This is a genomic window from Methylobacterium sp. Leaf88 (assembly GCF_001422795.1).
Classification (GTDB): domain Bacteria; phylum Pseudomonadota; class Alphaproteobacteria; order Rhizobiales; family Beijerinckiaceae; genus Methylobacterium.
Genome location: NZ_LMMK01000020.1, coordinates 192,940 through 209,795, shown reverse-complemented (window position 1 = coordinate 209,795; position 16,856 = coordinate 192,940). Strand labels below are relative to the sequence as shown.

16 protein-coding genes are annotated in these 16,856 nt (G+C 69.8%); 11 read left to right on the top strand and 5 right to left on the bottom strand.

Going from position 1 to position 16,856, the window contains the following annotated elements:
* Window positions 1–112 precede the first annotated feature (112 nt).
* Together ASF20_RS12590 and ASF20_RS12585 are read right to left on the bottom strand one after the other, a co-directional pair.
* On the bottom strand, window positions 113–580 hold the full coding sequence (locus ASF20_RS12590) for a DUF6163 family protein (RefSeq protein ID WP_056274644.1): 468 nt from the start codon (window positions 578–580) through the stop codon (window positions 113–115).
* A 13-nt stretch (window positions 581–593) separates the two neighbouring features.
* Complete coding sequence (locus ASF20_RS12585; RefSeq protein ID WP_056274642.1) at window positions 594–1,661, bottom strand: enoyl-CoA hydratase/isomerase family protein; 1,068 nt, start codon at window positions 1,659–1,661, stop codon at window positions 594–596.
* A 266-nt stretch (window positions 1,662–1,927) separates the two neighbouring features.
* Between ASF20_RS12585 and hemB the strand changes: the two genes are divergently transcribed.
* The 4 genes from hemB (at window position 1,928) to ASF20_RS12565 (ending at window position 5,006) form a co-directional block, all read left to right on the top strand.
* Entirely contained in the window at window positions 1,928–2,986 is a 1,059-nt protein-coding gene (gene hemB / locus ASF20_RS12580; RefSeq protein WP_056274641.1) for a porphobilinogen synthase, read from the top strand.
* Window positions 2,983–3,405 carry a hypothetical protein gene (locus ASF20_RS12575; RefSeq protein ID WP_056274639.1) on the top strand — a complete coding sequence of 141 codons (423 nt, stop codon included), beginning with the start codon at window positions 2,983–2,985 and terminating at the stop codon, window positions 3,403–3,405. Before hemB ends, ASF20_RS12575 begins: the two co-directional genes overlap by 4 nt.
* Window positions 3,406–3,577: 172 nt before the next feature.
* Window positions 3,578–4,066, top strand: coding sequence for an RDD family protein (locus ASF20_RS12570; protein WP_056274637.1), 489 nt, complete (start codon window positions 3,578–3,580; stop codon window positions 4,064–4,066).
* A gap of 193 nt (window positions 4,067–4,259) precedes the next feature.
* Complete coding sequence (locus ASF20_RS12565) at window positions 4,260–5,006, top strand: arginyltransferase (protein WP_056274635.1); 747 nt, start codon at window positions 4,260–4,262, stop codon at window positions 5,004–5,006.
* 22 nt (window positions 5,007–5,028) lie between these two features.
* Here ASF20_RS12565 and ASF20_RS12560 read toward each other — a convergent pair whose 3' ends face one another.
* Complete coding sequence (locus ASF20_RS12560) at window positions 5,029–7,170, bottom strand: TonB-dependent siderophore receptor (RefSeq protein ID WP_056274633.1); 2,142 nt, start codon at window positions 7,168–7,170, stop codon at window positions 5,029–5,031.
* 504 nt (window positions 7,171–7,674) lie between these two features.
* Between ASF20_RS12560 and purB the strand changes: the two genes are divergently transcribed.
* The 7 genes from purB (at window position 7,675) to ASF20_RS12525 (ending at window position 14,494) form a co-directional block, all read left to right on the top strand.
* Window positions 7,675–8,982: an adenylosuccinate lyase gene (purB, locus tag ASF20_RS12555; RefSeq protein ID WP_056213693.1), complete on the top strand. Its 1,308-nt coding sequence runs from the start codon at window positions 7,675–7,677 to the stop codon at window positions 8,980–8,982.
* Window positions 8,983–9,040: 58 nt separating this feature from the next.
* Complete coding sequence (locus ASF20_RS12550) at window positions 9,041–9,901, top strand: D-amino-acid transaminase (RefSeq protein ID WP_056274631.1); 861 nt, start codon at window positions 9,041–9,043, stop codon at window positions 9,899–9,901.
* Window positions 9,902–10,123: 222 nt separating this feature from the next.
* Window positions 10,124–10,414, top strand: a complete 291-nt coding sequence (locus ASF20_RS12545) for a DUF6516 family protein (RefSeq protein ID WP_056274630.1) — start codon at window positions 10,124–10,126, stop codon at window positions 10,412–10,414.
* Between the two features lie 2 nt (window positions 10,415–10,416).
* Window positions 10,417–10,761 (top strand): transcriptional regulator, encoded by a 345-nt coding sequence (locus tag ASF20_RS12540; RefSeq protein WP_056274628.1) that lies wholly within the window; start codon window positions 10,417–10,419, stop codon window positions 10,759–10,761.
* A gap of 203 nt (window positions 10,762–10,964) precedes the next feature.
* Window positions 10,965–11,315 carry a hypothetical protein gene (locus tag ASF20_RS12535; RefSeq protein WP_056213699.1) on the top strand — a complete coding sequence of 117 codons (351 nt, stop codon included), beginning with the start codon at window positions 10,965–10,967 and terminating at the stop codon, window positions 11,313–11,315.
* Between the two features lie 173 nt (window positions 11,316–11,488).
* Entirely contained in the window at window positions 11,489–12,781 is a 1,293-nt protein-coding gene (locus tag ASF20_RS12530; protein ID WP_056213701.1) for an adenylosuccinate synthase, read from the top strand.
* Between the two features lie 144 nt (window positions 12,782–12,925).
* Window positions 12,926–14,494 carry a hypothetical protein gene (locus tag ASF20_RS12525; protein WP_056274626.1) on the top strand — a complete coding sequence of 523 codons (1,569 nt, stop codon included), beginning with the start codon at window positions 12,926–12,928 and terminating at the stop codon, window positions 14,492–14,494.
* A gap of 133 nt (window positions 14,495–14,627) precedes the next feature.
* Here the strand turns inward: ASF20_RS12525 and rpoH are convergent, their stop codons facing one another.
* On the bottom strand, window positions 14,628–15,518 hold the full coding sequence (gene rpoH, locus ASF20_RS12520; protein ID WP_056213706.1) for an RNA polymerase sigma factor RpoH: 891 nt from the start codon (window positions 15,516–15,518) through the stop codon (window positions 14,628–14,630).
* Between the two features lie 245 nt (window positions 15,519–15,763).
* Window positions 15,764–16,759: an RluA family pseudouridine synthase gene (locus ASF20_RS12515; RefSeq protein WP_056274625.1), complete on the bottom strand. Its 996-nt coding sequence runs from the start codon at window positions 16,757–16,759 to the stop codon at window positions 15,764–15,766.
* Between the last annotated feature and the right edge of the window lie 97 nt (window positions 16,760–16,856).

Here is a 16,856-nt window from a genome sequence, read left to right as displayed (position 1 = left end):
TCATGAAGCCAACCTAGGAGTCGCAGATGAAAGACGGTTTAAGCGATAGGATGAATTTGCGATTTACCTCTCTGGGTAAATGCAAGATGAAGCGAACGTCGTAACCCGACGTTTACCGGATTTCCCGCGCCGCCAGGAAAGACAAGATAAAATACAACGCAATAATCCCGGCCTGTATTGCCAGGTAGACGGGCACTATTGGCAGGAGCTGCGGGGTCAGGACCGCCAGGGTGAGCGCGCTGGTGGCGGCCAGCAGCCAGACCACACCGCCCCAGGCGCTGGTGAGCCAGAGGCCCACCGCGGCCATCGGATCGATCACCGCGAAGTAGACGATCACGCTCTGGCGCCCGAGCGTCTCCGATTCGAAGGGGCGTCCGCCGGGCAGGATGTCGAGGATGCCGGCCCAGGTGGCGACGGCCTTCGCGAGCCAGAACAGGGCGGTGAGGCGCATGAACCAGACCAGCACCACGTCCCAGCCGGTCTGCGGCACCTGGGGCGCACGCTCGATCCGGTCGGCACCCCCGTCCTGATTGCGTCCGCGGATTTCGCGGGAGCCGGGGACCTTGGTCAATCCGCGCACGCCGGACCTCTTCTCATGACTCGGACGATCCGGTGAAGGACGGCTCCGGCCCGCCCGTGGCTGCGAAGGCCGCGGCGATCGTCGCGGGGTCGACGGCGTCCAGGGTGGCGGGATCCCAGGCGGGCGCGCCGTCCTTGTCGATGACGGCCGCGCGCACGCCCTCGAAGAAGTCGTGGCCGCGCATCAGGGCGCTGACCATCCGGTATTCCGTGAGCATCGCCTCGGGAAAGCTCAGGCCCGCGCCGCGGCGCATCTGCTCGCGCACCAGAACCAGGCTGGTGGGCGAGCGCATGCGCATCAGGGCGGCGGCCTCGGTGGCGAAGGGTGCGCCGTCCGCATCGAGGCGCGCCAGGATCTCCGCGACGGTGTCGGCGCAGAAGCACGCGTCGATGCAGGCCCGTGCCGCGACCAGGGGCCCGGGCTCGGGCACCGGCCGCGCATGGGCGCCGAGCACCGCCGCGATCGGCGCGCCGGAGGCCAGATCGTCCACGATCCCGTCGAAATCCCCCGCCGCGGCGTGGTGGGTGGCCAGACCCACCGCGTGGGCGTCGCCCGGTCCGATGCGGGCGCCGGTCAGGGCGAGGTAGGTTCCCGTAGATCCCGGCAGCCGCGGCAGCACGAAGGTCATGCCGACATCGGGAAACAGGCCGATCCCGACTTCCGGCATGGCGAAGCTGTAGCTTTCCGACGAGACCCGATGGCTGCCATGGACGGAGAGGCCGTTGCCGCCGCCCATGACCAGGCCCTCGATCAGGCTGACCACAGGTTTGGCGAACCGCTTCACGGTGGCGTCGAGGCCGTACTCGGCGCGCCAGAAGGCATCGACCGACGCGTGCGCGCCGGCCTTGGCGAGGGCGTAGATCTGGCGGATGTCCCCGCCGGCGCAGAAAGCGCGCCCGCCCCGGCCGCGCAGCACCACCCGCGTCACCGCCGCGTCGCCGGCCCAGATGTCCAGCTGCGCCTGCATCGCCCCGAGCATCGCCAGGGACAGGGCGTTCAGGGCGCGCGGCCGGTTCAACGTCACGAGGCCCACCGCCCCGCGCCGCTCGAACAGGATCTCCGCTTCGCCCGTCTCCGCCATGGGTCCTCCCGCCAGGGATGGGTCCTCCCGCCTGGATCGCCTGCTTAGACGAGGTTTTGGCGCTTGGCGTCAATCGGAGGGGCGTTTCCGGAGGCCCTTGCGCTGTGCGCGTGGCGCAGGCCTGCCGTGGACGAAGACCAGCCATCCCTGCGTCGGCATCACGGGTTTCGGAGGCTTTTCCGGATGTGTTAGGCCCGTGCTCGCCCGCCCCGGCCAAGGCCGCTCCCGGTCACGGCCCGGGGCGAAAACCATCGAGTTCGCCCACGATGACCAACGAACCAGCGACCCCGCGTCCCTTGGCGGTCGAGACGGCCCAGGAGGCCGCTCGCCCGGCCCCGCTCGGCATCACCCAGCGCCCGCGCCGAAACCGCAAGGCCGAATGGTCGCGCCGCCTCGTGCGCGAGAATACCCTCACGGTCGATGACCTGATCTGGCCGCTCTTCGTGATCGAGGGGTCGGGCCGGCGCGAGCCCATCGCGTCGATGCCGGGCGTCGAGCGCCTCAGCGTCGACGAGATCGTGCGGGACGCCGAGAAGGCCGCCCGCGCGGGCATCCCGGCGATCTCGTTCTTTCCCTACACCGAGCCCAGCCTGCGCGATCCCACCGGTTCGGAATCGCTCAACCCCGACAACCTCGTCTGCCGGGCGGTGCGGGCGGTGAAGCGGGCGGTGCCCGAGCTCGGGATCATGACCGACGTCGCCCTCGATCCCTATACCAGCCACGGCCATGACGGCCTGCTGGAGGACGGCGCCATCCTCAACGACGAGACCGTGGCTCTCCTGGTCGAGCAGAGCCTGATCCAGGCCGAAGCCGGCACCGACATCATCGCGCCCTCCGACATGATGGATGGGCGCGTCGGCGCGATCCGGGCCGGCCTCGACCGGGCCGGGTTCCGCGACGTTCAGATCATGGCCTACGCGGCCAAGTACGCCAGCGCCTTCTACGGCCCGTTCCGGGACGCCATCGGCACCCAGGCGGCCCTGGTCGGCGACAAGCGCACCTACCAGATGGACCCGGGCAATTCCGACGAGGCCATCCGGGAGGTCGCCCTCGACATCGCGGAGGGCGCCGATTCGGTGATGGTGAAGCCCGGCCTGCCCTATCTCGACATCATCCGCCGGGTGAAGGACGAATTCGCCGTGCCGACCTTCGCCTATCAGGTCTCGGGCGAGTACGCGATGATCGAGGCCGCCGCCCGCAACGGCTGGCTCGACGGCGAGCGCGCCATGGTCGAGAGCCTGCTGGCCTTCAAGCGCGCGGGCGCCGACGGCGTGCTCACCTACTATGCCCTGCGGGTCGCCGAGCGGCTGCGCGCCGGCGCGTGAGCCCCGCACCGGCCGCGCGCGGGCTCCGCATCGCGCTCGCCGCCGGCGTCGCCCTCCTCGGCCTCGCCGGCTGCGAGAGTTCGGTCGATCGTCAGCGCGCCATGATCTGCCGGCGGGTCGTGCCCGCGCTCGCGCCCCCCGAGACCGCGGTGAAGCTCCTGCGCATCGGCGCGGGCGCGACGCCGGACGAGCTCCGGGTTGACTACGCGGTGGCGGGGCGGCCCGGCCAGGCCGCGCGTCAGCGCTGGGTCACCTGCCGTTTCGGCCCCGGCGCGGAACTCCTCGGCCTTGCCACCGAGGCGGGACCGGTCAACGGGGCGCGCCTGTTCCTGTTGCGCCACTACTATCTCGAGACCCCCGAGGCCGCCGCCGCGGATCCGGGCGGCCAGCCGGTGCCGGCCGGCCGCCCGCCCCCGTGAGACCGTGGGGCCGCGGCGATCTCGCGGCGCATGCCCGAGTTTCGTCCTGGCGTCTCTCGTCCGTGAGTCTCATGTCCTTGAGTCTCCTGTCCTTGAGTCTCCTGGGGCGCACGCCCATCTCTCGCCTCAGAACGCCGCCGCTCCGTCCGCGAGCGCGATTCAGGAGCGCCCCATGCGCGAGACGCAAAGCCCCTACGCCGATCGCTTTCAGACCGGCTACGCCCCCCAGGTCCCGGTGCCCTATGTCCGGGGCAGCCTGGGCGCGCGCTTCCTCGCCTATCTCCTCGACATCCTGTTCATCTTCGGATTCACCGCCCTCCTCACCCTGCTGATCACGGTGATCGGCGTCCTTACCTTCGGGCTGGGCTGGACCCTGTTCGCGATCCTGCCGGCGAGCGGCATCCTCTACAGCGCGATCACGGTCGGCGGCCCGGCCCAGAGCACCTGGGGCATGCGGATGATGGGCCTGCGCGTCGTCGCGCCGGAGAGCGGCGCGCGCGTGGACTACCTCACCGCCGCGATCCACGCGCTGCTGTTCTACGTGGCCGTGGCCTCGGCCTTCCTGCTCTGGGTGCTGGATGTCGGCATCGGCCTGGTGCGGGCCGATCGCCGCCTCGGTCACGACCTGATCCTCGGCCTCGCGGTGGTGCGGGCCGGCTGACGCGGTCGCCTCCGGCGTCGCGTCGACGCACGTCTTCGACAACGCGGCGGCTCTCGGCCGGACAGCACGATCCCGGTTTCGCACGAAATCGTCGCGGAACCCTCACAGGGAGTTGAGCCGGCCCGCGTTGCGGATACACTCAAGTCTCGGGGTGCGCGGTGCGCACCCGGCACGCGGCGAGCGACAGACAAGCGTGACGAGCCATTCCCGGGACACCCCGCAATTCTACCTGACGGCGCCCTCCCCGTGCCCCTACCTGCCGGGCCAGGAGGAGCGGAAGGTCTTCACCCACCTGGTGGGGCGCCGCGCCCGCGACCTCAACGAGATCCTGACGCAGGGGGGCTTCCGCCGCTCGCAGACCATCGCCTACCGGCCGGCCTGCGAATCCTGCCGGGCCTGCATCTCGGTGCGGGTGGTGGTCTCCGATTTCCGTCCCTCGGCCAGCCAGCGCCGCATCCTCCAGCGCAGTGCCGACCTCGTGGGCAATCCCGAGCCCAACCGTCCCGCTTCGGAGCAGTACGCCCTGTTCCGGCGCTACCTCGATGCCCGCCACGGCGACGGCGGCATGGTCGACATGACCGTGCTCGACTACGCCATGATGATCGAGGACAGCCACGTCGACACCCACCTGGTGAACTATCGCCGGCGCGGGCCCGACACCGCGATCAACGGGCGCGGCACCGGACCCACCGTCGCCCTCTGCCTGACCGACGTTCTCGCGGACGGCCTGTCGATGGTCTATTCGTTCTACGATCCGGCCGAGGCGCACCGCTCGCTCGGCACCTACATGATCCTCGACCACATCCGCCGCGCCGCCGATCTCAACCTGCCCTACCTCTATCTCGGCTACTGGGTCGAGGGCTCGCGCAAGATGGACTACAAGGCCCGCTTCACGCCGCAGGAGCGCCTGATGGGCCCCGGCTGGCAGCGGGTGGAGTAGCGCCACCCGCCGCGCGTGACCCTCAGAACTTGGCGATGATCTGCGCCCGGATCGTGCGCGGCGCGCCCGGCGTGAGGTTCTGGTTGTTGTCGGCGGTGTAGATGTAGCGCCGGTCGAACAGGTTCTCGATGTTCACCTGGGCCCGGACCGACTCGCTGACCTGGTAGAACAGCCCCAAATCGAAGCGCGTGTAGCTCGGCAGACGCACGGTGTCGTCCGAGGTGGCGAAGGTGTGGGTCTGGTGGATCACCCCGATGCCGATGCCGAATTCGGGCGTGAGGTCGAATTTGTTCCAGAGGGAGACGCTGTTGAACGGCACCAGCCCGACGGTGTTGCCCTTCACGATGGTGGACGAGACGGCACTTTCGATGCGGGCATCGGTGAAGGCGTAGCCGCCGGCGATCTGCCACCAATCGGTGAGGTAGCCGTTGGCGCCGATCTCGGCGCCTTGCGTGTTGGTTCTGCCCGACAGGAGGAAGAAGCCCGCATTGTTCGGGTCGGGCAGCCGCTGGTTGGTGCGGTCGAGATTGTACAAGGCGCCGGTGACCTGGAAGGTCGGCGTCACGTCGTATTTCACGCCCACTTCGAGGTTCTGGAAGCCCTCCGGCCTGGCGATGACGAGGCCGGGCGTGAACGCGCCGATCTGGTCGCCCGAGGACGGCAGGTAGGACACGCTGTAGCTGCCGTAGAAGGCGAGGTTCGCCAGCGGCTTGATCACGAGGCCGGCGCGGGGTGAGACGAGGTTGTCGACGCGCTCGTTGGTCAGGCCCGTGGCCCGGCCCCGCGCGGAGAAGTCGAAATAGTCGTAGCGCAGGCCGCCGACGATCTGGACGTACTCGTTGAGGTCGATCTGGTCCTGGGCATAGGCCGCCGCCAGGCCGAGGTCGTAGCGGACGTTGGCGTCCGTGGTGCCGTTGTTGCGGAAGGTCACCGGTGCCCTGGAGATCGGCGACATCGGGTTCACCACCACGCTGGTGACGAGGCTGTCGCCCACCCGGGAGAAGCCCGTCTCCCGGAAGGCGAGGCCTTCCTGGTAGCCGAGCTCGAAACCGGCGAGCAGCGTGTGCTTCACGTCGCCGGTGAGGAACTTGTAGGTGAAGTCGTTCTGGCTGAAGTAGTTGGTCCGGTTGGTCTCGCTGCGGTAGATCGTGATCGGCACCTGCGTGCCGGCGGCGTTGACCGGCGCGGCCGGCAGGGAATTCGAGTAGAAGCGGTTGTAGTCGGCGAAGCGCAGCTGGTTGTGCATCTGCACGCCGGACTCGAACGTGTGATCGAGGGTCGCCGTGGCGATGTTGGCATCGACCGCCGTCCGGTTCACGGTCGGGTTGCCGAAGAAGGTGCGGATGTTGTTGCGGTAGTTGTACGGCCGGCCGTTCTGCGAGGGGATGCCGCGATCCGGGAAGCGGTCGTCGTGGAAGAACTCGTAGGAGAGCTTCAGGGTGGTGGCCGGGCCGAGCAGGAAGGTCATCGTCGGATTGATGCCGTAGCGCTGCAGCTTCCCGAATTGCCGGTAGGTCTCGCTGTCCTCGAACACGCCGTTGAGGCGGAAGAACACGCTGTCGCTGATGCGGTCGCCGACATCGAGCGCCACGCGCTTCTGGTTGAACTGACCGCCGCCGGCCACGATCTCGCGCACCCGCAGGCCGTCGGCCTCCTTGAGGACGCGGTTGATCACGCCGCCGCCGCCGCCGCGCCCGAAGATCAGCGAATCCGGGCCCTTGAGCACCTCGATCCGCTCGATGTTGTACAGGTCGCGGAAGTACTGGACGTCGTCGCGCACGCCGTTGACGAAGAAGTCCGCGTTGGTCTTCTGGCCGCGGATGACAACCTCGTCGCGGTTGTTCTCGCCCTGGGCCGGAATCACGCCCGGCACGTAGCGCAGCTGCTCGGTAAGGTTCTGGACGTTCTGGTCCCGGATCTGCTGGCGGCTTACCACCGTGATCGATTGCGGGGTGTCGAGGAGCGGCGTGTCGGTCTTGGTTGCGCTGCGGGTGGCGCGGGTGACGTAGCCGACCGTGTTGCCCGGCAGGCCCTCGACGCTGAGCTGATCCAGGGTGACGGTCGTTCCGTCGCGCGGCCCGACCGGCTGGGCCTGGGCGATGGCCGTGAGGGCCGTTCCGCACAGGAGGGGTGCGATCAGTCGTAATCCTGCTGTCGTGCTCATCGGTTTATCGCCCGCCTGTAGTTCATCTGTGCTTGAGAGTTCGCCCGTTAAGCAGTTGCAGGGCGTCTTTGTCCCTTGGGGCGAGCCTATTTTTCAAGCAAGAGGCGACGGCGCTCGTTTAGGGCTTCATCTTTTTCAATCGTTCTTAGAACCCCTGGAAACAAAGCGGCAACATCCTCTTCGCACTGCGCAATCCCTGCGCGGTTCGCAAACTTGGAACGACTCCGAAAACGGCTGATCCGACAGGGCTGTCCCTTTTCTGCCACGGTCTTAAGGGGCGTCGGACGCGTGCCGCGACCGGATCGGGGGCATCGGCAGGGTTCTGCGCCAGCGTCGCCGGGCCGTGGCTCGTGTCTGCGGCGGCCGTGACGCTCCGATTCGCTGCGCTTCGCGCGGGACGGCGTCGGCGGCGGCCGGGGGCCCGCGTTGAGCGCGGTCGCCGCCCATGCTAGGCGCGCCTCATCCCGTTGCCCCTTTTTCCGACGCGTTGACCGAGGCGCCCGCATGATCCCCCGCTACAGCCGCCCCGAGATGACCGCGATCTGGTCGCCCGAATCGCGTTTCCGGATCTGGTTCGAGATCGAGGCCCACGCGACGACCGCGCTGGCCGAGATCGGCGTCGTCCCGAAGCAGGCCGCCGACGCGATCTGGGAGAAGGGCCGCGACGCAGTCTTCGACGTGGCCCGCATCGACGCCATCGAGGCGGTGACCAAGCACGACGTCATCGCGTTCCTGACGCACCTGGCCGAGATCGTCGGCCCCGAGGCGCGCTTCGTCCACCAGGGCATGACCTCGTCGGACGTGCTCGACACCTGCCTCAACGTCCAGCTCGTGCGCGCCGCCGACCTGCTGATCAAGGATGTCGACGCCCTGCTCGCCGCCCTCAAGCGCCGGGCCTTCGAGCACAGGATGACGCCGACCATCGGCCGCTCGCACGGCATCCACGCCGAGCCGGTCACCTTCGGCCTGAAGCTGGCGCAAGCCTACGCGGAGTTCGAGCGCAACCGCGCCCGCCTCGTCGCCGCGCGGGAGGAAATCGCCACCTGCGCCATCTCGGGCGCCGTCGGCACCTTCGCCAACATCGATCCGCGGGTTGAGGCCTACGTCGCCGAGGCCATGGGCCTGACGCCGGAGCCGGTCTCGACCCAGGTCATCCCGCGCGACCGCCACGCGATGTTCTTCGCCATCCTGGGCGTGGTCGCCTCCTCGGTGGAGCGCCTCTCCATCGAGGTCCGCCATCTCCAGCGCACGGAGGTGCTGGAAGCGGAGGAGTTCTTCTCGGAAGGGCAGAAGGGCTCCTCGGCCATGCCGCACAAGCGCAACCCCGTGCTCACCGAGAACCTCACGGGTCTCGCCCGCATGGTGCGCGCCTACGCCCAGCCCGCCATGGAGAACGTCGCCCTCTGGCACGAGCGCGACATCTCGCATTCCTCGGTGGAGCGCATGATCGGGCCGGACGCCACCGTCACCCTCGACTTCGCGCTGGCGCGTCTCACCGGCGTCGTCGACAAGCTGCTGATCTACCCCGAGACCATGCAGCGCAATCTCGACAAGCTCGGCGGCCTCGTCCACTCGCAGCGGGTGCTGCTCGCCCTGACCCAGGCCGGCGTCTCCCGCGAGGACGCCTACCGCCTGGTCCAGCGCAACGCGATGCCGGTCTGGCGCGGCGAGGGCGACTTCCTCACGCTCCTCAAGGCCGATGCCGACGTCACCGCGGCTCTGAGCCCGGAGCAGATCGAGGAGTGCTTCGATCTCGGCTACCACTTCAAGCACGTGGACACGATCTTCGCCCGGGTGTTCGGCGCAAGCTGAGCTCCGCACGAATCCTGCTTGCCCCGACCCGCCCCACCCGGACCGAAGAGGTAACCCCGTGTCCCAGGCCCGCATCGTCTACCTGAACGGCGACTTCCTGCCCTTCGCCGAGGCGCGCGTGCCGATCATGGACCGGGGCTTCCTCTTCGCTGACGGGATCTACGAGGTCTCGGCGGTGCTCGACGGTCGCCTCGTGGACAACGAGGCGCATCTGGCCCGCCTCGACCGCTCGCTGGGCGAGATCGACATCGCCAACCCGCACAGCCTGGCCGAGTGGATCGGCCTGCAGACCGCGCTCATCGCCCGCAACGGGCTGACCGAGGGACTGGTCTACATGCAGGTCACGCGCGGCGTGTACGAGCGCGATTTCGCCTATCCCCCCGCCGGCACCGCGCCCACGGTGATGATGTTCACCCAGGCCAAGACCGTGGCGGCCAACCCGCTCGCCGAGACCGGCGCCAAGATCATCACCGTGCCGGACCTGCGCTGGAAGCGCCGGGACATCAAGTCGGTGGCCCTCCTGGCCCAGGTGCTGGCCAAGCAGCAGGCCGCCGCCGCCGGCGTCGCCGAGGCCTGGATGGTCGAGGACGACGCGGTCACCGAGGGTTCGTCCTCGACCGCGTTCATCGTCACGAAAGGCGGCGCCCTCGTCACGCGGCCGCTCTCCACGGCGCTCCTGCCCGGCATCACCCGCAAGGCAGTGCTGCGCCTCGCCGAGGAGTCCGGCCTCGCCCTCGAGGAGCGCCTGTTCAGCGTCGCCGAGGCCCTGGCCGCGTCCGAGGCCTTCTACACCAGCGCCTCGGCCTTCGTGATGCCGGTGGTCTCCATCGACGGCCACGCCGTTGGCGAGGGCCGCCCCGGCCCGCACACCCGGCGCCTGCGCGAACTCTACATCGGCATGGCGCGCGCGGATGGCTGATCCAGCTGGATTTCACGGCCGGAGGCAGAGGGGCGCATCGCGCGAGAACAGTCCGTTGCCGACCGTCAAACTCGACGATGTCACGCCAACCAACGCCGGTGTCGGATCTCCGCGCCGTACTCGCGATGCCGGATCGCCGGACGCTCCCCTGCTTCCTGCCTGGTCGCCCGGGGTCGATGAACTCGTCGTGACCGCTTGCCAACGCCTGAGGGTGTTGGCATCTTGACCAACACGAAGGCGCGGTTGCTGTTCAGAGAGCGTATCGAGATCGCTGCCGATCGCGCTTTCGCCGAGTTGGTCGTCTGGAGCGTGCCGATGCCGGTTCGCGGAAGCATGCATCCCTTCAAGTATCGCCTCGCCCTGGTCGTCGATGGCGTGTGCGTGCTTCGCTACGACAACGAGGCGGGCAAGGGCGATCACGTGCACAGGCACGGTGGCGAACACGCCTACCGCTTCATGACCCCGGAGGCCCTGCTGGCCGATTTCTGGACCGACGTCGAGGCTTGGAGGTGACCATGCGAACCGTGACCATCGGTGTGTCGTCGACGGAAGAGACCTCGGCCCGCGCACTGGGAGCGTTTCGCGGCGAACCGCAGGGAGAATTCATCTCCTTCTCCAGCGTCGAGCGATTGTGGACCGTCCTGACGCCCGGACGCTGGGCGTTGATCCGGGCATTGGCCGGCCAGACCCCGATGTCGCTGCGGGCCGTCGCCAGGGCGCTGGATCGGGATGTGAAGAACACCCACGCTGATGTTCACGCCCTGCTCAACGCCGGCCTCCTCGATCGCACGACCGATGACCTGATCGTCTTCCCCTATGACGCGGTCCATGTCGACTTCACGATCGGGCAGGCGGCCTGAGAAGCCGAACGCTGCGATCCCGCAGGATTCGGCAGACGGTCGTCGCGGTCGGGCGCCCGGTGCGGTTCTCTGCGTTGTACTCGGGTCGGGGCAACGCCGCCCCCTTCCAGGACCATCGTCCCATCACGGGACCGATGGGACAGGAACGCTTCGGCGCCCGGCCTGTTCTCCCTGAAACCCCGCATCCGAGACAGGGAGACCCTATGCGCTCGATCCTCACCCTCGCGGTCGGCTTCGGCCTGATCGCCGGCACGGCCTTCGCGCAGTCCCCCGACGCGCCGCTGAAAGGCCGGGACACCGATCCGGCCCTGCCGCCGCCGAACCAGACCATTCCCGACAAGATCCGTCCCTCCGAGGGAACGGCCGACCAGGGCACCTCCGCCGACAAGGGCACGCTGAGCGACAGGCTCGAGAAGAGCGATGGCGTCATCAAGCCGCCGGGCAATGCGGCCCCCGGCATGGTGGTGACCCCGCCCGACCCGAACCCCGGCTCGATGCCGGTGATCAAGCCCGGCGACCTGCCCGGCCGCCAGCCCGGGACCGAGGCCCGCTAGACCTCCCGCTCGGCGGGGAGGCCGACTGGGCGACATACCTGCTCATCGGGCGGCAAACCGGCCCCTTGCTTGATTTCCGCGCACGGATCGCGGAAAGACCCGAGGACAGCGAAAGCGGTCCGACCGTCAGGTCGGACCGCTTTCGCGCGGGTTACGGCACAGGTCTTCAGTGAATGGCAAACGTCGTCGTCGTAGGCGCCCAGTGGGGTGACGAAGGCAAGGGCAAGATCGTCGACTGGCTCTCCGAGCAGGCCGACGTCGTGGTCCGCTTCCAGGGCGGCCACAATGCCGGCCACACGCTCGTGATCGACGGGGTGACGTACAAGCTCGCGCTGCTGCCGTCGGGCGTGGTGCGGGGCGGCAAGCTGTCGGTGATCGGCAACGGCGTCGTGGTCGATCCGTGGCACCTCGTGGACGAGATCGCCCGGCTCCAGGCCCAGGGCGTCGAGATCTCGCCCCGGACCCTGCGCATCGCCGACAACGCGACCCTGATCCTCCCGCTGCACCGCGAGCTCGACCACTTTCGCGAGACGTCGAACGCCGGGCTCAAGATCGGCACGACGAAGCGCGGCATCGGCCCGGCTTACGAGGACAAGGTCGGCCGCCGGGCCATCCGAGTCGTCGACCTCGCCGACGAGTCGACCCTCGAGGCGAAGATCGAGCGGGTGCTCACCCATCACAACGCCCTGCGCCGGGGCCTCGGCATCGCCGAGGTGGACGCGGGCGCCCTGCTCTCCGAGCTGAAGGCGATCGCCCCGACGATCCTGCCTTATGCCGACACGGTCTGGAAGCTCCTCGACGACGAGCGCCGCGCCGGCAAGCGCATCCTGTTCGAGGGCGCGCAGGGCGCGCTGCTCGACGTCGACCACGGCACCTATCCGTTCGTGACCTCCTCGAACATCGTGGCCGCGCAGGCCGCCACCGGCTCCGGCATGGGCCCTTCGGCCATCGGCTACGTGCTCGGCATCGCCAAGGCCTACACCACCCGGGTCGGCGAGGGTCCGTTCCCCACCGAGCTGTTCGACGAGATCGGCGAAACCATCGGCGCCAAGGGCCGCGAGTTCGGCGTCAACACCGGGCGCAAGCGCCGCTGCGGCTGGTTCGACGCCGTGCTGGTGCGCCAGACCGTCCGCACCTCGGGCATCGACGGCATCGCCCTGACCAAGCTCGACATCCTCGACGGCTTCGAGTCGATCAAGGTCTGCACCGGCTACCGCCTCGACGGACAGGTGGTGGACCACCTCCCCGCCAATCAGGCGGCGCAGGCCAAGGTGGAGCCGATCTACGAGACCATCGAGGGCTGGTCAGGCACCACGGCCGGGGCCCGCTCTTGGGCCGACCTGCCGGCCCAGGCGATCAAGTACGTGCGCCGGATCGAGGAGTTGATCGGCGCACCGGTGGCGTTGCTCTCGACCTCGCCGGAGCGCAACGACACCATTCTCATGCACAACCCCTTTGAGGACTAGGGTGGTTTCCGCTTGATGGGCGCGCGGCCGCGTGGGGATGATGCCCCTGACGGACCCGCGGTGGTCGGCCGGCTTCGCCCGTCCGCGGGACGGCGGGACGAGGCGGCGGGTCGGTCGCCGGTGAGAAGGCGGATCTGAGGCACGATGGCCGACTATTATCCCCTGCTGGCACGGGCGCTCGACGCGATGCCCGACCGCTCCCCGGCCCTGCGCCAGGCCGTCTACGAGCGCGCGCGGGGTGCGCTGATCGGTCAGCTCCGCTCCCTCGATCCGCCCCTGTCCGAGGACGACATCGACCTCGAGCGCAACGCCCTCGAGGCCGCCATCCTGCGCCTGGAGCGCGACCACGGGGGCGTCGCCCCGTCGCCGCCCGAGCCGGCGCCGGCGCCCGAGCCGCCCGCCCCCGAGCCGGCCCCCCTCCGGCCGCCTCCCCCGGCCAACGATCTCACCGATCTGCCCGAGCCGCTCCCGCCCGAGCCGTCTGGGTCCGAGCCGGTTCCGCCGGAGGCGACCCTGCCGCCCGCGCCGCCGCCGAATCTTGGCGTGCCGGCCGCCGGACCGCCCGTGTCGGCCCAGCCCGAGCCGGGTCCGCCGGCGCCCGTTCCGCCGGCGCCTGAGCCGGTGCAGCCGATCGCCGTTTCGCCGCCGACGCCGCGCGACGGCGCCGGTCTGTCGGCCGAAAGCGGCGCCGACACGATCCCGCCGCCGGTCCGCATCCAGGCGCGCAAGGCGAAGAGCCCGCCCTTCATGGCCGCCGAGGGGGCGGACGAAGCGTCCGCGCCGACCCCGCCCCCGCAGGAGGACGGCAGCGACGTGCCGCCTCCGGATGGCGGCCAGCGCCAGCGTCCGCGCATCGAGGTGGTCGGGCCGCGGCACGGGCGCTCGCGCCTCCTGCGCAACGTGCTCGTCGGCAGCATCCTGATCGCGGTGATCGGGCTGATCGCGGTGGCCGCCTTCCTCCTGCGCGACAGGCCGGCCGACCTTCAACCGATCGCCACCGAGCAGCAGGACGCGGCCCCGGAGGGCGCCGATTCGAAGTTCGCCGACCGGGTCGGCGGCGACGCCGCGCCGGCCGAGCGCGCCGCGCCGGCCCGGCGTGCCACGCCCGCGCCGACGCCGTCCCCGACGCCCGCCGCCCCGACCCAGGCCCAGCCGGACCTCGCGGTCACCCAGCGCGCGGTGCTCTACGAGGAGAACATGGGCGGCGGCGCCAACGCCACGCCCACCACCACCCAGGGCCGGGTGGTCTGGCGCCTCGACACCGTCCCGGGCGAGCAGGGCCAGCAGCTGGAGACCGTCGTGCGGGCCACGGCCGACTTCCCGGAGGCCGGGCTGACCCTCGCGATGACCGTGCGCCGCAACCTCGACGCGACCCTCCCGGCCTCTCACACCATCGAGCTCGCCTTCACGCCGAGCGGCCCCACGGCCGCCCGCCACAACGTCCAGGATATCGGCCTGCTCCAGGGCAAGGACGACGAAGGCGCCCGCGGCTCCCCCGTGGCCGGCCTGCCGGTGCGGGTCCGCGAAAACCTGTTCCTCATCGGGCTTTCGTCGCTGCCGAACGACATCGAGCGCAACACCGACATCCTGCTGCACAAGAACTGGTTCGATATCACGCTGAAGTTCGCCGCCGGCCCCCGCGGGATCATCGCCGTCGAGAAGGGCACCGCCGGAACCCAGGTCCTGCAAGGCGCCTTCGATCAGTGGCGCTAGGGCGTTTCGCGCCGCGGGTCACGCGCGCGGAAGCTCTCGTCAGCGACCGCGCATCGGGCCCGGAACGCAAAACGGCCCCCCGGCACGATGTCCGGGGGGCCGTTCTCCTGTCGGCGAAGGCGGTCTCAAGAACTCAGGCGTGAGCCTCGACGCGCGGGGCCTCGCGGGTGGCGAGGTTGCGCTTGACCGCCTCCTGGATCTTCTCGAAGGCGCGGACCTCGATCTGACGGACGCGCTCGCGCGAGACGCCGAACTCGCCGGAGAGATCCTCCAGGGTGATCGGGTCGTCGGCGAGGCGGCGTGCCTCGAAGATGCGCCGCTCGCGCGGATTGAGCACTGAGAGCGCGTCGCGCAGGGCCGAGAGGCGGTTCTGCCCCTCTTCCTCGCGGGCGAGCACGGTCTCCTGGCTCGGGCTGTTGTCCACCAGCCAGTCCTGCCACTCGCCCTCGCCCTCCTCGCGCAGGGGCGCGTTGAGGGAGGTGTCGCCCGAGAGGCGGCGGTTCATGTCGACCACCTCCTGCTCGGGCACGCCGAGCTTGGTGGCGATCTGGGCAACCTGGTCCGGCTTGAGGTCGCCCTCGTCGAGGGCCGAGATCCGGCCCTTGGCCTTGCGCAGGTTGAAGAACAGCTTCTTCTGGTTGGCAGTGGTGCCCATCTTCACGAGCGACCATGAGCGCAGGATGTATTCCTGGATCGCCGCCTTGATCCACCACATGGCGTAGGTGGCCAGCCGGAAGCCCTTGTCCGGCTCGAAGCGCTTGACCGCCTGCATCAGGCCGACATTGCCCTCGGACACGACCTCGCCGATGGGCAGGCCGTAGCCGCGATAGCCCATGGCGATCTTGGCGACGAGACGCAGGTGGGACGTGACGAGCCGATGGGCGGCGTTGCGGTCGCCCTTCTCGCGCCAGTCCTTGGCGAGCGTGAACTCCTCGTTCGGCTCGAGCATCGGGAACTTGCGGATCTCGTCGAGGTAGCGTGAGAGGCCACCTTCGGTGGCGAGCACTGGCAATGCGCCGGCCATGATCTTACCTCCATGAAAGGACCCCCTGAGGGCGGTCCGAAGCGAACCGCCGCTCCCTTGAGCCGACCGTTCGATTCCCCAAGTCTAGCGGGAAACCGGCGGGAACGGAAAGGCGGCGCGTGGGACGCGTCTGGCATCAACGCACGGGATCCCGCTTGGGTCTCTGATGACACGAATGGCCGCAGCCCGCCGTGTCCTGGCGCACGCCCGCGCGGTCTCGCGCAGTCTTGACTGTGTCTGCGGCGCTACGCCCCGGCCCGCAGCGCGGTGACGAGGGCCTGGAGGTCCGCGGGCAGCGGGCTCTCGAAATGCAGGGTGTCGCCCGTGCGCGGATGGGCAAAGCCCAGGACGCTGGCGTGCAGCGCCTGCCGGCCCAGGGTGCCGAGGGCGGCGCGCGCCGCCGGGCCGAGCCGGCCTGCCTTGGTCTTGAAGGCCCCGCCATAGACCGCGTCGCCCAGCAGGGGGTGGCCGCGATGGCTGAGATGCACGCGGATCTGATGCGTGCGCCCCGTCTCCAGCGAGCAGCGCACCAGCGCCACCGGCGCCTCGGCCCCCAGCACCGCCTCGACCCGGTAATGCGTGATGGCGTGCCGGCCGCCCTCCCCGCGCACCACCGCGATCTTCTCCCGGTTGCGCACGCTGCGGGCGAGGTTCGCCGCGATGGTCCCGGCCCGGGGCTCGGGCACGCCCCAGGCCAGGGCGAGGTAGGCCCGCTCCAGGGGGCCGGTGCGGCCGTGGTCGGCGAACTGCGCCGTGAGCCCCGCATGGGCCAGATCGTTCTTGGCCACCACCAGCAGGCCGCTGGTGTCCTTGTCGATGCGGTGGACGATGCCCGGCCGGCGCACGCCGCCGATCCCCGACAGGCTCTCGCCGCAATGGGCGATGAGGCCGTTCACCAGGGTCCCCGACTCGTGGCCCGGCGCCGGGTGGACGACGAGGCCGGCCGGCTTGTCGATGACGATGAGGTCGTCGTCCTCGTACACGATGGCGAGGTCGAGGGCCTGCGCCATGGGTTCCGGCGCCACCGCCGCCGGGATCACCACGGCGAGCTCGGCCCCGGGGCCGACCTTCGCGGAGGGGTCGCGGCTGACGGCGCCGTCCCGGCACACCTGCCCGGCGCGGATGAGATCCTGCAGGCGCGAGCGCGAGACATCGGGAAAGGCCCGGGCCAGGGCCCGGTCCAGGCGCTCCGTCGCGGCGTCCTCGGGAAGCGTCGCGCGGCGGTCTTCGAGTCCCGGCAAGGGGCCATCCTTCGATTTAAAAATGTCGCGTGCGGGCCGACCGGGCGATTTCAGCCCTTGTCGTGCCGCGCGACCCTCGCTATACGATCGCCCATCG

Bases quoted from the DNA above. Each gene is read 5' to 3' on its own strand.
- hemB (WP_056274641.1), top strand. From the start codon at position 1,928: ATGACCAACGAACCAGCGACCCCGCGTCCCTTGGCGGTCGAGACGGCC.
- purB (WP_056213693.1), top strand. From the start codon at position 7,675: ATGATCCCCCGCTACAGCCGCCCCGAGATGACCGCGATCTGGTCGCCC.
- ASF20_RS12530 (WP_056213701.1), top strand. From the start codon at position 11,489: ATGGCAAACGTCGTCGTCGTAGGCGCCCAGTGGGGTGACGAAGGCAAG.
- rpoH (WP_056213706.1), bottom strand. From the start codon at position 15,518: ATGGCCGGCGCATTGCCAGTGCTCGCCACCGAAGGTGGCCTCTCACGC.
- ASF20_RS12540 (WP_056274628.1), top strand. From the start codon at position 10,417: ATGCGAACCGTGACCATCGGTGTGTCGTCGACGGAAGAGACCTCGGCC.
- ASF20_RS12535 (WP_056213699.1), top strand. From the start codon at position 10,965: ATGCGCTCGATCCTCACCCTCGCGGTCGGCTTCGGCCTGATCGCCGGC.
- ASF20_RS12585 (WP_056274642.1), bottom strand. From the start codon at position 1,661: ATGGCGGAGACGGGCGAAGCGGAGATCCTGTTCGAGCGGCGCGGGGCG.
- ASF20_RS12560 (WP_056274633.1), bottom strand. From the start codon at position 7,170: ATGAGCACGACAGCAGGATTACGACTGATCGCACCCCTCCTGTGCGGA.
- ASF20_RS12570 (WP_056274637.1), top strand. From the start codon at position 3,578: ATGCGCGAGACGCAAAGCCCCTACGCCGATCGCTTTCAGACCGGCTAC.
- ASF20_RS12525 (WP_056274626.1), top strand. From the start codon at position 12,926: ATGGCCGACTATTATCCCCTGCTGGCACGGGCGCTCGACGCGATGCCC.